Origin of the sequence: Microbacterium sp. K41, from assembly GCF_004794395.1 — a bacterium.
Classification (GTDB): domain Bacteria; phylum Actinomycetota; class Actinomycetes; order Actinomycetales; family Microbacteriaceae; genus Microbacterium; species Microbacterium sufflavum.
This window is the reverse complement of sequence record NZ_SSDO01000456.1, coordinates 1-14,137: the sequence shown is the minus strand read 5'-3', so window position 1 is coordinate 14,137 and position 14,137 is coordinate 1. Positions and strand designations below refer to the sequence as shown.

General features: G+C 70.3%; 14 protein-coding genes. 5 read left to right on the top strand and 9 right to left on the bottom strand.

Features of this window, described 5'->3' with window-relative positions; translation table 11 throughout:
• The 3 genes from DW309_RS14730 to manA form a co-directional block, all read right to left on the bottom strand.
• On the bottom strand, window positions 1–595 hold a 595-nt coding region (locus DW309_RS14730), incomplete at its 3' end, for a glycosyltransferase family 2 protein (RefSeq protein ID WP_342590379.1).
• 82 nt (window positions 596–677) lie between these two features.
• On the bottom strand, window positions 678–995 hold the full coding sequence (locus DW309_RS14725) for a WhiB family transcriptional regulator (protein ID WP_136029858.1): 318 nt from the start codon (window positions 993–995) through the stop codon (window positions 678–680).
• A 150-nt stretch (window positions 996–1,145) separates the two neighbouring features.
• The gene (gene manA / locus DW309_RS14720) at window positions 1,146–2,273 is read right to left on the bottom strand and encodes a mannose-6-phosphate isomerase, class I (protein ID WP_136045789.1); all 1,128 of its coding nucleotides are present in this window, start codon (window positions 2,271–2,273) and stop codon (window positions 1,146–1,148) included.
• 68 nt (window positions 2,274–2,341) lie between these two features.
• Between manA and DW309_RS14715 the strand changes: the two genes are divergently transcribed.
• Together DW309_RS14715 and DW309_RS14710 are read left to right on the top strand one after the other, a co-directional pair.
• A complete protein-coding gene (locus DW309_RS14715) occupies window positions 2,342–3,757 on the top strand; it encodes an O-antigen ligase family protein (protein WP_136045788.1) in 1,416 nt (471 codons plus the stop codon).
• Entirely contained in the window at window positions 3,754–5,052 is a 1,299-nt protein-coding gene (locus DW309_RS14710) for an O-antigen ligase family protein (protein WP_136029864.1), read from the top strand. Before DW309_RS14715 ends, DW309_RS14710 begins: the two co-directional genes overlap by 4 nt.
• 15 nt (window positions 5,053–5,067) lie before the next feature.
• Here the strand turns inward: DW309_RS14710 and galE are convergent, their stop codons facing one another.
• Window positions 5,068–6,057, bottom strand: coding sequence for a UDP-glucose 4-epimerase GalE (galE, locus tag DW309_RS14705; protein WP_136029866.1), 990 nt, complete (start codon window positions 6,055–6,057; stop codon window positions 5,068–5,070).
• Window positions 6,058–6,205: 148 nt separating this feature from the next.
• Between galE and DW309_RS14700 the strand changes: the two genes are divergently transcribed.
• The 3 genes from DW309_RS14700 to DW309_RS14690 are packed head-to-tail and all read left to right on the top strand — an operon-like array spanning window position 6,206 to window position 9,685.
• Window positions 6,206–8,116, top strand: a complete 1,911-nt coding sequence (locus tag DW309_RS14700) for a glycosyltransferase (protein ID WP_136045787.1) — start codon at window positions 6,206–6,208, stop codon at window positions 8,114–8,116.
• Window positions 8,113–9,075, top strand: a complete 963-nt coding sequence (locus DW309_RS14695) for a glycosyltransferase (protein WP_136029870.1) — start codon at window positions 8,113–8,115, stop codon at window positions 9,073–9,075. Before DW309_RS14700 ends, DW309_RS14695 begins: the two co-directional genes overlap by 4 nt.
• Window position 9,076: 1 nt before the next feature.
• Complete coding sequence (locus DW309_RS14690; RefSeq protein ID WP_136045786.1) at window positions 9,077–9,685, top strand: hypothetical protein; 609 nt, start codon at window positions 9,077–9,079, stop codon at window positions 9,683–9,685.
• 39 nt (window positions 9,686–9,724) lie between these two features.
• Here DW309_RS14690 and DW309_RS14685 read toward each other — a convergent pair whose 3' ends face one another.
• The 5 genes from DW309_RS14685 to glf are packed head-to-tail and all read right to left on the bottom strand — an operon-like array spanning window position 9,725 to window position 14,036.
• Window positions 9,725–10,459 carry an ABC transporter ATP-binding protein gene (locus DW309_RS14685; protein ID WP_136045785.1) on the bottom strand — a complete coding sequence of 245 codons (735 nt, stop codon included), beginning with the start codon at window positions 10,457–10,459 and terminating at the stop codon, window positions 9,725–9,727.
• The gene (locus DW309_RS19735) at window positions 10,459–10,995 is read right to left on the bottom strand and encodes an NUDIX hydrolase (protein WP_168387291.1); all 537 of its coding nucleotides are present in this window, start codon (window positions 10,993–10,995) and stop codon (window positions 10,459–10,461) included. Before DW309_RS19735 ends, DW309_RS14685 begins: the two co-directional genes overlap by 1 nt.
• Window positions 10,992–12,098, bottom strand: a complete 1,107-nt coding sequence (locus tag DW309_RS19730; protein WP_168387290.1) for a hypothetical protein — start codon at window positions 12,096–12,098, stop codon at window positions 10,992–10,994. The genes DW309_RS19735 and DW309_RS19730 overlap by 4 nt, the downstream gene beginning before the upstream one ends.
• The gene (locus DW309_RS14675; RefSeq protein ID WP_136029877.1) at window positions 12,098–12,889 is read right to left on the bottom strand and encodes an ABC transporter permease; all 792 of its coding nucleotides are present in this window, start codon (window positions 12,887–12,889) and stop codon (window positions 12,098–12,100) included. The genes DW309_RS19730 and DW309_RS14675 overlap by 1 nt, the downstream gene beginning before the upstream one ends.
• Before the next feature lie 10 nt (window positions 12,890–12,899).
• Window positions 12,900–14,036 carry a UDP-galactopyranose mutase gene (gene glf / locus DW309_RS14670; protein ID WP_136045784.1) on the bottom strand — a complete coding sequence of 379 codons (1,137 nt, stop codon included), beginning with the start codon at window positions 14,034–14,036 and terminating at the stop codon, window positions 12,900–12,902.
• Window positions 14,037–14,137 lie beyond the last annotated feature (101 nt).

Genomic DNA, 14,137 nt, shown 5'->3' with positions numbered 1-14,137 from the left:
GCACCCCGAGGTCGAGTCCTTCGTCGGCGCCCGCGAGTGCCGGGTCGGGCCGCAGCGCGTCGCGCACCTCCCCGCGGATCAGCAGGCCGCGGATGTCGGCGCCGAGCGCATCGTCCATGCGGTCGTGCTGGCCCTGGTCGAGCTCCCCGGCGGCGAGCTCGACCGATCGGCCGAGCGCGGTCATGCTCACACCGAGAGACACGATCTCCCGGTCGTTGTCGGTGGCCACGACCTTGGGGGCGACGATCGCGGCGGACGGCGAGCGCTCCAGCGTGCCGACGAGTCGTTCGAGCGCCCGCGGGTGGGGGGCGGTGTCCTGGGCCAGCAGCCAGATCGCAGACCCCTCCGGCACCCGAGGCCTGGCGAGATCGATCGCCTCCGCGAACGAGGTCGACGGCCGCGCCTCGATGATGCCCTCCACCGTGTTCGCGACGGCTTCGCTCTCGCGAGCGGTCGCCGCATCACCGCACAGGACGAGCGTGACGGCGTCGGGGGCGAGCGTCTGGGATCGCACGGCGTCGAGTGTGCGGAGCAGCTGCGCGCGGGCCGAGGGGCCGGGGCGCGCGACGATGATGGCGTGAACTCGGGCTGGCATGACGTGGTCAGCCTATGCGCGCGATCGTCGGCGTCGGGTCAGGGACCCCGGCGCGCCCGCGAAGCCGCGCGGCGTGGTCGCCTCAGCTGGCGCGGCGCTTGAGCTTGCGGCGCTCGCGCTCGGAGAGACCGCCCCAGATGCCGAAGCGCTCGTCGTTGCTCAGCGCGTATTCGAGGCATTCGCCACGGACGTCGCACGCGGTGCAGATGCGCTTGGCGTCGCGCGTCGAGCCGCCCTTCTCGGGGAAGAAGGCCTCCGGGTCGGTCTGCGAGCAGAGCGCGTCGCTCTGCCAGGCGAGGGCGTTGTCGTCGTCCGGGTCGGACCGGCGAACCCCGGGAACACCGAGGTTGACCGGATCGACGAACCAGTTCTCCGGCACATCGGAACGGTAACCCGTCATGTCGACCTCCAACCCTTCAAAAACCGCCCCCCTGGCGGGCCGTGCTCACCTAATTACACCGGTGTGATTCGCTCGGGTCAAGTCGCGGATCGTAAACCCTCAACGGATTCTTGAAGGTTCATGGACGCCCGTCGGCGTGTCGCGGTCGTGTCAGCGCCCGGGCGTCGCCACGAACGCCTCGCCCGCACCACCGAGGGTGAGCGTGCGCTCCTCGGCGTCCGCGAACACCGCCGTGCCGACCGCCGCCGTGAGCTCCTCCCCCGTCGCCGTGGCCACCCGCACCGCCCCCGAGGTCGCGAGCACCATCGTCGGGCCGTCCACCGCGAGCGTCACCGGCTCGCCGTCCAGCGCGACCCGCCGCAGCGCGAAGTCCGGCACGGGCACCGGGTACTCGGTGATCGCCTGGCCGTCCTGCGGACGCAGCACCGGCACCTCGCCCGTCGTCGTGTCGAGGATGTGCAGCAGCTCGGCGACGTCGATGCGCTTCGGGGTCAGTCCGCCGCGCAGCACGTTGTCGCTCGCCGCCATGATCTCCACACCGAGACCGGAGAGATAGGCGTGAAGCAGCCCGGCCCGCAGGAACACGCCCTCACCGCGGCGCAGCACGACGTGGTTCATCAGCAGCGCCACCACCACGCCGGGGTCGCCGGGGTAGTGCCCCGCGATACCGGCGACCGCTCGCACCGTCTCGGTCCACTCCCCCGCCTCGCCCGCGGCCGCGGCGATCACGGCGGCCGTGATCTCGTCGACCTCCGCCTGGGCGTCGCCGCCGAGCAGCCAGCCGATCGCGGAGCCCAGCGGGTCGGACTCCTGCTGGAGGAGCTCCCGGAGCCGGGAAACCCCCGGTCCCGGCGCGAGCGTGTCGAGGAGCCGGAGCGACTCGGCGACGGGGCGCAGTCCGCTCAGCGACTCGAAGCGCTCGCTCAGCGCGACGATGAGCTCGGGCTTGTGGTTGTCGTCCCGGTAGTTGCGCTCGGGGTCGTCGAGGGGCCGTGCGCTCTCCTTCGCCCACCCGGCCTTCGCCTGCTCGATCGTCGGGTGCACCTGGATCGACAGCGGGCTCCCGGCTGCGAGCAGCTTCAGCAGGTAGGGAAGGGTGCCGCCCGTGACGCGGTCGAGCGTGCCGTCGCCCACGACCTCCGCCGGGTCGCCGGGGTGGTCGCCGAACCACACCTCGGCCTCCGGTGCGCCCGTCGGGGTGCGCCCCTCCAGATCGGCCAGCAGGGTCTCGGATCCCCAGGCGTAGTCGCGGGGGGCGTTCGTGAGCTCGAGCAGCATGCCCCCAGCGTAGAGCCCCGCTGCGGCGCTCAGGATCGCCGCGCGTCCCTCGCGGTAGCCTGAACGCGATGGCCCAGTACACCAAGCACCCGGTGGCCCCCCTTCCCACCGCGCCGGAGCGCGAGTCGACGGGGCACCTGCTGCTGCGCGGGTACGTCATCCTCGTGCTCTTCGTGGCCTTCGCGCACTCCGCCGTCTACAACCTGCTCGGCGTGGTCGGCGCCGCCGCCGTGCTGGCGCTGTTCACCGTCGCGACCCTCGCGATCGGCATCCCGATGCTCGCGCGTCGTCGCCCGCAGCCCTTCCGCTGGCGACGCCTGCCGTGGGCCGCGCTGGGCTACACCGCACTCGCGCTGGTGTCCGTGGCATGGTCGCAGTGGCGCGGGCCGACGATCGCGACCGGGCTGCTGCTCGCCGCGGTCACCGTGAACGGCCTGTTCATCGCGCACGTGCTCACCTGGCACGAGATCGTGCGCGCGCTGTCCTCCGCCTTCAAGTGGATCCTCGGACTGTCGCTCGCCCTAGAGCTGTGGGTGTCCCTCGTGCTGCACGGCCCCCTGCTGCCGAACTTCGTCGACGTGCCGGACGGCGAGATCGACCCGCAGTGGTACTGGGTGCGCGACAACCTCTTCGACGGTGGCCGCATCCAGGGCATCGTGGGCAACGCGAACCTGCTCGCGATCGTGTCCCTGTTCGCTCTCATCACGTTCGGCGTGCTGTTCGCGGCACGGGCACGGTGGCGCACGACCCTCGCGCTGTGGATGATCCTCGCGGCCTACTTCCTGCTGCGCACCTCCTCCGCCACGGCGCTGGTGTGCGCGGGCGCCGCTGTCGTGGTGCTGGTGGTGGCACTGGTCATGCGGCGGGCGTCGACCCCGAGCGCCCGCACGCGCGTGTACGTCGTCGCCATCGGCTCGACCGTGATCGTCGGGGCCGCCGTCTGGCTGCTGCGCGGGCCCCTGCTGTCGCTCCTCGGCCGCAGCGCCGACCTGACCGGGCGCTCGGAGAAGATCTGGACCAAGGTCCTGGAGCGCGCGGGCGAGCACCCCCTGTTCGGCAACGGCTTCTCCAGCCCATGGGTGCCGAGCGATCCCGCGTTCGACCACTGGATCGTCGACCACGGCATCACCGTGTTCCACGCGCACAACATGTGGCTCGACGTGCTGCTGCAGCTGGGCGTGCTCGGCGTGGTGCTGATGGCCGTCGCCTACGGCAGCCTGCTGTGGCGCTCCTGGTTCTTCGCGGTCGACCGTCCGCGGTGGGACCTCGACGCGCACCGACCGTTCTCGCCGATCACCCTGCTGCCGAGCCTCTACACCGTCGTGCTGCTCGTGCAGGGCCTGACCGAGTCCACGCCGATCATGCTGTGGGGCTGGCTGCTGCTGGTCCTGTTGTCGTTCAAGCTGAAGTCAGTGCCGCTCGTGGGCGTGGGTGAGCGCGACCTCGTGTTCGAGCGCGGGACGACGCAGCGGCGGGTGCCGTGACGCCGGGTCGCACGATCACCCGGCTCCTCGGGTCGGCGGAGTTCGCGCGGGCCTTCACGCTCGCGGTGCTGCTGGCGGTGTTCGGCTCGTTCCTGATCGAGCGGATGACGTCTCCCGTCACCCTCGCCACGATCGTCACGCTGCTCTGCGTGCTGGGGGCCGCGATCCTCTGGGTGCGCCGCGAGGAGCTGTCGCTGCTGCGCCTCGCGCCCTCGTCGCTGATCGCGTTCCTCGGCTGGGCACTGGTGAGCCTGGTGTGGACGACCGATCGTTCGGACACGTTCTTCGGCTGGCTCTCCCTGCTGGGCTTCGCGTTCCTCGCCATCACGGTCGGCCACATCCGCGACACCCTCCAGACCGTGCGGGCGCTCGGCGACGCGCTGCGGGTGCTCCTGACCCTCTCGCTGGGCGTGGAGATCCTGTCCGGCGTGCTGCTCGACATCCCGTTCTCGTTCCTCGGCGTGCAGGGCGACCTCGCGCTCGGCGGACCGGTGCAGGGCGTCTTCGGCAGCCGCAACATGCTCGGGTTCATCGCCGTGATCGCGCTGATCACCTTCGTGATCGAGTGGCGCACGCAGTCGGTGGACCCGCCGCTCGCGGTCGTGTCGATCGCCCTCGCCGGCGGGCTGGCGTTCCTGTCCTCCTCGCCGACGGTGCTCGTCCTGGCGGTGGCGGTCGGCATCGTGACGGTGGCGCTCACGATCGTGCGGCACACCTCCCCCGCGCGTCGCACCATGGTCCAGTGGGGCCTCGGGGCGCTGGTCGCCCTCGCCCTGGCGGTGGCGTTCGCGCTGCGGCACCAGATCATCGCGCTGCTGGACGCCGGCTCCGATTTCTCGATGCGGGCGACCCTGTGGAACATGATCCTCGACTTCGTGTCGATCAAGCCGATCACGGGGTGGGGCTGGTTCGGCGACTGGGCTCGCGGGGAGTATCCGTTCACGTTCATCAACTTCCAGCTGGGCGAGCACCACCAGAGCGCGCTGAACGCGTTCTTCGATGTGCTGCTGCAGCTCGGCACGGCCGGCCTCGTGCTGTTCCTGCTGCTGGGAGGAGTCGCCCTCATCCGCTCCTGGCTGGTGGCGAGCGTGCGCCGATCCGTGGTCTACGCGTGGACGCCGATCACGCTCGTGACGCTCGCCGTCGATTCGATGTTCGAGAGCTTCACGCTGGTGGGTGCCGGCTGGTTCCTGCTCGTGCTGTGCGCCCTGCGCGCCGGGCAGTCCCGCTCGTGGCGCGAGAACATCGACGCCGCGCACACCGGGGCCATCCCGACCCTCCGCCCCCAGGGCTAGGGTCCGCGCCGGAAGTCAGCGCAGCGAGCGGAGCTTCTCCGACCAGGCCAGTGCATCGCGCACACCGTCGTCGACCGAGCGCTCGGCGCGCCAGTCCAGCACCGCGGCGGCACGGTCGACGATCGCGTACGCACCCGCCTGGTCGCCCGGGCGTCGGCCCGTCTCGACCACCGGCAGCACCTCGCCCGTGACCCGCTCGAACGCCTGCACGAGCTCGCGCACCGTGACGCCGTCGCCCGTGCCCAGGTTGATCACCTGGTACGGCTCGTCGGGCGTGGCCACGCGGTCGAACCGCTGCACCGCGGCGACGTGCGCGAGAGCCAGGTCCCAGACGTGCACGTAGTCGCGCAGCCCGGAGCCGTCGCGCGTGGCCCAGTCGGTGCCGGTGATGGTGAAGGGCTCGCCCGAGGCGTGCGCCTGCATGATCTTGCCCAGCGCGTGCGAGGGCGTGGGGTTCTGCAGCCCCGTGCGCAGGCGGGGGTCGGCGCCGATCGGGTTGAAGTAGCGCAGCGCGATCGCCCGGAAGTCGCCGGCGGCCGCTGCGTCGGCGAGGATCTGCTCCACCATGGCCTTGGTGGTCGCGTAGGGGCTCGCGGGCGCCAGGGCACCGCTCTCGTCGACGCCGTCACCCGACTCCCCCGCGTACACCGAGGCCGAGGAGCTGAACACGACGCGCGGGACACCCGCGTCGCGCAGCCGCTGCAGCAGCACGATCGTCTTGCCCACGTTGCTGTCGTAGTAGCCCAGGGGGTCGGCGACCGACTCCGGCACGACCACGCGCGCCGCGCAGTGGACGACGGCGTCGATGTCGGGGTGGTCGGCCAGCAGCCGGTCCAGCACCGCGTGATCGGCGATGTCGCCGACGTAGAGGTTGCGTCCGTCGCCGAACACCTCGAGCCCCTTGGAGAGGTCGTCGAGCACGACGACCTCGATCCCGGCCTCGATGCATGCCGTCGCCACGGTCGATCCGATGTAGCCGGCGCCGCCGGTGATCAGTACCTTCATCGCGGTCAGTCTAACCAGGCGGGCTGGGCGCGACCGGGGAGGCTCTCCGCGGATCCCGAGGTGACGAACGGTAGGCTACTCACTGCTCGTCGAGTCGCGCGCTGCCCACCGGCGGCGTCCCGCGACACCAACATCGGAGAACCTCCCTGTGGCCCACGTCCTTCAGAATGTCGTCTTCCCGCTCGATCGCGACCCCGACCTGCTCCCGCTCTACGCCGACCCCGAGACCTGGTCCGTGATCGAGAACGAGCCCGTCCGGGTGTCCAACAGGGCGCACCTGGGCAACATCCTCGGCCGTCACCGTGCGCGCATCGTCGCCGGCCGCCGCGTCTCCCTCGGCACCTACTTCAACGCCTTCCCCGCGTCGTACTGGCAGCACTGGACGAGCGTGCGCGAGGTGCAGCTCACGGTCCGCACGACCGGACCCGCCACGATCCTCGTCTACCGCTCGAACGGCAGCGGCGTGCGCCAGCGGGTCGCCACACGCGAGGTCACCGGAGAGGCCACGACGTCGTTCGACCTGGCGCTGACGCAGTACAGCGACGGCGGATGGATCTGGTTCGACGTGGTCGCCGACGAGAAGCCTGCCGTGCTGGAGGGCGCCGAGTGGACCACCGAGCACGAGCCGGCCCGCACCGGCAAGGCCTCGCTCGGGATCACCACGTTCAACAAGCCGGACTACTGCGTCGAGACGCTGCGCGCCCTGGCCGCCTCGCCCGATGCCCTCGAGTTCGTCGACCGCATCTTCCTCGTCGACCAGGGCACGCAGCTGGTCCAGGAGCAGGACGGCTACGACGACGTCGCCGAACGCCTCGGCGAGACCCTGCAGGTGATCCGGCAGCCGAACCTGGGCGGCTCCGGCGGCTTCGCCAGGGCGATGCACGAGACGCTGCAGCGCCCGGAGAGCGACTTCGTGCAGCTGCTCGACGACGACGTGCGCCTGGAGCCGGAGTCGCTGCGCCGGTCGATCGTGTTCGGACAGTACGCGACCACGCCCGTGCTGGTGGGCGGCCACATGTTCGATCTGCTCGACCGGCCCAAGCTGCACGGGTGGGCCGAGGTGGTCGACCAGGCGCCGTTCATGTGGCGCAACCTGTACCAGGAGCAGATGCCGCACGACTTCGGGGTGTCGAACCTGCGCCAGTCGACGCTGCTGCACATGCGCATGGACGCCGACTACAACGGCTGGTGGATGTGCCTCATCCCGGTCGAGGCGGTCCGTGCGGTCGGCCTCGCCCTCCCCGCGTTCATCAAATGGGACGACGCGGAGTTCTGCCTGCGCGCCGGGGCGGCCGGATTCCCCACCGTCTCGATGCCGGGCGTCGCCCTGTGGCACGTCTCCTGGGTGAATAAGGACGACACGATCGACTGGCAGGCCTACTTCCATGCCAGGAACCGCATCGTCGCCGGGCTCCTGCACTCGGAGGTCCCGCACGGAGGTCGCCTGCTCCGGCACAGCCGGCGCGTCGACCTCAAGCACCTGATGATGATGCAGTACTATCCGGTCGCCCTCCGTGCCAGGGCGCTGCGCGACGTGCTGTCGGGGCCGGAGCACATGCGCCGGAACATCCGTACCGCGATGCCCGCCGCGCGGGCCCTCGCCGCCGAGTTCCCCGAGACCGTGGTGCACCGCGACCCGTCGCGCGTGCTCTACTCGCGTCGCGGGCGCCAGGTGTACAAGCAGGTGTCGAAGAACGACCTCGACAACCCGACCGGTCTGCGGCTGCGCTGGTTCACGCTGACCACGCTGGTGTCGCACTGGATGCACCGTCCGCACCCGGCGAACGTCGTGCAGCCGGAGGCCGAGTTCGGCAAGGAGGACGCCCAGTGGTGGCGCGTCCCCTCCTTCGACAGCGTGCTGGTGAGCACGGCCGACGGCTCCGGAAAGAACATCTACACGCGCGACCGCCGCCAGTACCGCCGCATGCTGCGCGAGAGCGTCCGGCTGCACGCCGAGCTCCGGCGCCGGTGGCCGGAGCTGCGGGCGCGCTACCGCGAGGCGATGCCCGATCTCGTCTCCCCCCAGTCCTGGCAGCAGATCTTCGAGGAGAAGGCATGACCGCGGCCCCCGCTGCATTCGACCCCACCGCAGCGACCATCGTCATCGTCACCTTCAACCGTTCGCACCTGTTGTCCGGGCTGCTCACCAGCATCACCGCGATGGACCCGAAGCCGGGCCGCGTGGTCATCATCGACAACGCGTCGGCCGACGACACCACCGACGTGGTCGAGTCGTTCCGCGACGACATCGGCACCGAGATCGTGTACCGGCGCCTGCAGACGAACACGGGCGGGTCCGGAGGCTTCAGCGAGGGCATGCGCACCGCGTACGAGCTCGGGTCCGAGTGGATCTGGATGATGGACGACGACGTGGAGGTGCTGCCGGACGGCCTGGCCAGGATGGGCCGCTGGGCGCCGCGCTTCAAGAGCATCCAGGGCCGCCGGTACGACTACGACGGCAGCGAGTTCTACTGGCAGTACCGCATCGCGGAGCGCATGGGCATCCCGATCCCGTTCGCCCCGGCCGGCTTCGACGAGTCGGGCTACAAGCACATGAACAGCGGCTGCTTCGAGGGCATGTTCATCCACCGCTCGATCGTGCAGCAGATCGGGCTCCCCGACCCGCGGTTCTTCATCTACTGGGACGACCAGATGTACGGCTGGCTGGCTTCGCGCCTGACCACGGCGGTCATCGTGGACGAGTTCGTGCTGCGTCGCACGCGCGAGATCAAGCAGTGGGACATGGGCATCCGGCACATGAACGCGTCGAGCAACGCCTACCGGTACTACATCATGCGCAACCGCGGCTTCATCAAGCAGTACTACCGCGTCCACGGCGTGTACAACCCTGTGCTGTTCGGCCTCGGCACCGCGGCGACGTTCGCGAAGGAGCTCATCCGGCTCGTCTTCGTCGAGCGCACGGTGCGGGGCACGAGCAACCTGTTCCGCGGGATCCGCGACGGCGGCCGCGTGGGCCGCGACCGGTCGTGGCAGCCGATGACCCCTCTGGAGGCATGACGTGACCGATCCGCAGGAACCGCAGCCGGAGCTCCGCTGGGCCCCGCTTCCGCCCACCCCCGAGCGCAAGGGGCGGGTGTGGCTGATCGTCGGCCTCTCGGTGCTCGCCCTCGCGATCATCGGTGCCCTGCTGTTCTTCCTCCTGCCTCGCGGAGACGGCCCGACGCCGGGACCGAGCGCCTCGCCCTCGCCGACCTCGACCCCCACGCCGACCGCGACCCCGACGCCCACGGCCACGCCGACGGCGGGCCCGCAGCCGAGCCAGACGCCGATCGTGACGCAGCCGCCGGTCGTCGACCCCACCGTGGAGGCTTTCCGCGGACAGGTCTCCGGGCCGCTGGCCGACGCGCTGCGCGGCCTCGACATCGTCGCGGGCGCGAGTGGTCAGGACGCGCTGCCCGTGGTGGACACGCTGCAGGAAGACGCGCGACGCCTGTCCGACCTCCCGGCACCGTCGTCGATCGCGGACAGCTGGCGCGACGGCACCGCCTCGTACACGCAGCGGCTCAGCGAGCTGCGGACGGCGATCACCGACGGCGGGAACACCGCCGGCGCGGTCGATGCCGCGCGCACGGCGGCGCAGAGCCTGCGGAGCCTCGTCGGCCTCTGAGCCCCGGCGACCTCGCCCCGACCGTGCGGGCGTGGCGGCTCAGACCGCGTAGTCGGCGTTGTAGCGATCGAGCACCTCGCCGATCGGTGCGTCCAGCGCGAGCGCGCCCTTGTCGAGGTACAGCCCGCGCGTGCAGAACCGGCGCAGGTCGCGCTCGTTGTGGCTCACGAAGAACAGCGTGCGCCCCTCCGCGAGCAGCTCGTCGATGCGCTTGTAGCACTTGTCGCGGAACGCCTTGTCACCGACGGCGAGGACCTCGTCGACAAGGAGGATCGGCTCGTCGAGCTGCGATACGACAGAGAACGCCAGCCGCACCTTCATGCCGTTGGAGAGGTGCTTGTAGGGCGTCTCCTCGAAGCCGGCGAGCTCGGCGAACGCGATGATGTCGTCGTAGCGGCGCGAGACCTCGTCGCGCGACATGCCGTGGAGACCCGCGGTGAGACGCACGTTCTCCCGCACCGTCAGATCGCCGACGAAACCGCCGGTGATCTCGATGAGCGGCGCCACGCCTCCGTTGACATTCACCGACCCCTCATCGGGGAGCAGCACGCCGGCGACCAGGCGCAGCAGCGTCGACTTCCCCTGTCCGTTGCGGCCGACCACACCGATCGACTCCCCCGGCTGCACCGTGAACGAGACGTCGCGCAACGCCCAGAACTCGCCGGGGCGCGAACGGCGCGATGCCCCGCTGAACAGGTCCTTGAAGCTGCGCCGCCCCCTCCGGTTGCGGCGGAAACGGACGCCGAGCCCCTGTACCTCGATTGCCGCGGACATCACAGCTCCCCCCTCGATGAGAGGACGGCGATGGCCGCGAGCGTGTGGGCATCACGGATCGTCCCGTCCTGCACGGCATGCGCCAGTTCCGCGAGCGGCAGCCAGCGCCGGTCGGAGACTTCCCCGTCCGGCACGGTCGCCGGCGCGTCCTGGTCGATGCGGCACTCCACGACAGCGACCTCCTGAGGGAAGATCGACGAGTCGGTCACGTACGTTCCCAGCACCTGCGGGTCGCGGCCGCGCAGGCCGGTCTCCTCCCGCAGCTCTCTGAGGGCGGTCTCGACGGCCGTCTCACCGGCTTCGCCGGCCCCGCGAGGGAGCTCCCAGAGCTCGGCCCCCGCGGCTTCCCGGGCGCTCAGCACGAGCAGCAGCCGATCCGCGTCGCGGGCCACGATCACCGCTCCTGCTCGCCCGTCGGAGACGACGAGGCGGTGGTGCGTGTAGGCGGACCCGTCGGCGGCGCGCCGCGCGGCGGCCTCGAGCCGCACCGGGAGCCCGTCGGAGCTCGCGTACACCGGGGTGAATCCATCGGTCATGAGCGCGCTCCCCTGTGCAGGACGAACCGTGCCTGCGGATCGCGGACGAGAAGCTCCCGGAGGGCACCGAGCGAGTCGAAGGGCACGGTCGTGGCGATGGCGCCGACGAAGGCCACCCAGGTCCAGACGTTGTCCACGGAGCCGAGCCCGAGGCCGGGCACGGCGAGGGCGACCACGCAGAGCGCGATGACGAGCTTCGCGATCGACGTCAGCAGCACGAAGCCCCGCGACGACACGGCCGTCACCTGGGTGGCCGCAAAAGCGAGCCCGCGCATGCGCGACCACGTCGGCCGCTCGCGCAGGCGGTGCCGCTGACGATGAGAGGCGTCCCAGGCGACCGCGATCGTGGCGGGGGTGGACTCCCGCGCCCACGCGACCAGCGTCGTCGACAGCGGCAGCTCCACGTCGTGCGCGGCGCGAGCGAGGTGCCCGTCGGCCTCGGCGCCGAACGTCACCCAGTCCGCTCCCGCGTTCTCCGCGATCATGCGCAGGTACGCGTCGCCCCACCAGCGACGCACCGCCTCCCGATCGGCCTCCGCGAGCGGGAGCGCCTCGATGCGCTGCCACGCCACGCTGCGGAACCGCACCTCGTCGAGTCGCGCGTCGGCGATCACGCGCAGCGCCTCCGGCGACGAGGCCGGCGGCGTGCCCGTGCGCAAGGGTGCGTCGCCACCCGTCTGCTGCTCGTACCGGATGATCCCCGTCTCGACGAACCGCAGCCATTCGTCCCACCCGCGGCGGACCTCCGCCGGAATCCCGACCGCACCGCGCAGAGCGGGAAGCGACCAGTGGAACGCGTCGTTCGCGAGCCGAGCATCCAGACCTTCGCGCAGCGTCGGGTGCACGCCCGTGATCGTGAGGGGATACCGTCCCGGCGTCGCGCCGAGCTCCCGCATGACACCGTCCGGACCCAGCGTCAGGAAGTACGCCCCGTCGAGCAGCATGGCGTCGGTCACCAGGATCTCGCTGGAGACGAGCATGCCGATCCGGAGCATCCCCGTCAGCTCGGTGATCGCCTCCCGCGCATCGGCAGCCCCGTCGAAGAGCGCCGCCTGGGCGGGCGCGTCGAGCTCAGCGATGAGCACGCGTGCAGCCGCAGACATCACAGTTCCTTCAGCACCGGGCGCTCGAGGCTCCGGAACGTCCACACGCCGAGCGCCAGGATGACCACGCACATCACGACGCTCACGATCACCGGCATCGGGTCCCACAGATCGGGGAAGAAGCCCACGCGGTAGAGCGTGAAGATCCCGGCGAGCGGGTTGAACGCCCCGATCACGTCGAAGGGCGCCGGGAGGTCTTCGAAGCTGTAGATGACGGGCGAGGCGTAGAACAGCGCGCGGAGGATCAGCGCCGTCGTCCGCTCCAGATCCGTGTACAGCACGCACAGCGGCGCGACCAGCAGACCGAGCCCGACCAGCAGCATGATCTGCAGGAGGAGCGCGACCGGGAACCACAGCAGCATCACGTTCACCGTGGCTCCGCTGAACACCGCGAACAGCACCAGCACGGGGATCGAGAACAGGAACTCGATGCCCTTGCTCAGCACGATGCGGTTGACCCAGATCGATCGCGGGATCGCCGTCGAGCGCACGAGACGCGAATCCTTCTTGAACGCCCTCGTGAAATCCGACACCGAGGTGTTGAACCACACCCACGGCAGCAGCGCCACGATGAGGAACACGATGTACGGGTCCTCACCCACGCTCCGATGGAACACCTGCGTGAACACGAACCAGTAGATGGCGCTCATCACCAGCGGATCGAGCACCGACCACAGGTAGCCGAGGGCGCTCGTCGCGTACCGCACCTTCAGGTCGCGGGCGGACAGCAGCCACAGCGAATGCAGATAGCGCCGGGGCGTCCCGGGCGCCCCGACAGCAGCGTGACTCACGGTTCCGAGTCTAGGAGAGAGTGTTGTTCCAGAGCGACAGCGCCGACCCGATGGCCATGTGCATGTCGAGGTACTGGTACGTGCCCAGACGCCCGCCGAAGTGCACGTCCTTCTCGCCCCTCGCCAGCTCGCGGTAGGCCAGCAGCCCCTCGCGGTCGGTCGGCGTGTTCACCGGGTAGTAGGGCTCGTCCTCGCGCTCGGCGAAGCGGGAGAACTCGCGCATGATGACGGTCTTGTCGGAGTCGTAGACGTCTTTGCGCTCCGGGTGGAAGTGCTTGAACTCGTGGATGCGCGTGTAGGGCACGTCCATGTCGGGGTAGTTCATGACGCTGGTGCCCTGGAAGTCGCGGACGTTCAGCACCTCCTGCTCGAAGTCGAGCGTGCGCCAGCTCAGGGCGCCCTCCGCGTAGTCGAAGTAGCGGTCGACCGGCCCCGTGTAGACCACGGGCACCTGGCCGACGGTCGCCCTCTTGTTCAGCGGCTGCGCCTCGTCGAAGTAGTCCACGCCGAGCTTCACCTCGATGCGGGGGTGGTCCGCCATGCGCTCGAGCCACGCGGTGTACCCGTCGGTCGGCAGGCCCTCCCACGTGTCGTTGAAGTAGCGGTTGTCGTACGTGTAGCGCACGGGCAGGCGGCTGATGATGTCGCCGGACAGCTTCTGCGGGTCGGTCTGCCACTGCTTGGCGGTGTAGTCGCGGAAGAACGCCTCGAACAGCGGACGGCCGACGAGCGCGATGCCCTTCTCCTCGAAGTTCGCGGCGGACTTCACGTCGAACTCCCCCGCCTGCTCCTTCACCAGAGCCCGCGCCTGGTCCGGCGTGTAGGCCGCCTGGAAGAACTGGTTGATCGTGCCCAGGTTCACCGGCATCGGGAACACCGTTCCCTTGTGGGTCGTGTAGACCCGGTGCACGTAGTTCGTGAAGGTGGTGAAGCGGTTGACGTACTCCCACACGGTCGCGTTCGACGTGTGGAACAGGTGCGCCCCGTAGCGGTGCACCTCGATCCCCGTCTCGGGTTCCGCCTCACTGTAGGCGTTGCCGCCGATGTGGGGGCGGCGGTCGATGACGGTCACCTTGCGGCCGGCTTCCGCGGCACGCTCAGCGATGGTGAGGCCGAAGAAACCCGACCCAACGACGAGAAGATCCATGCCTCAATCGTATCGGCGCGCGGCTGGGAGCTTCAGCCGCGGCGCCCGGTCGCGGGTCGTCAGACCGTGGCGGAGGCGCGGCCGGCGCCGACGACCATGCG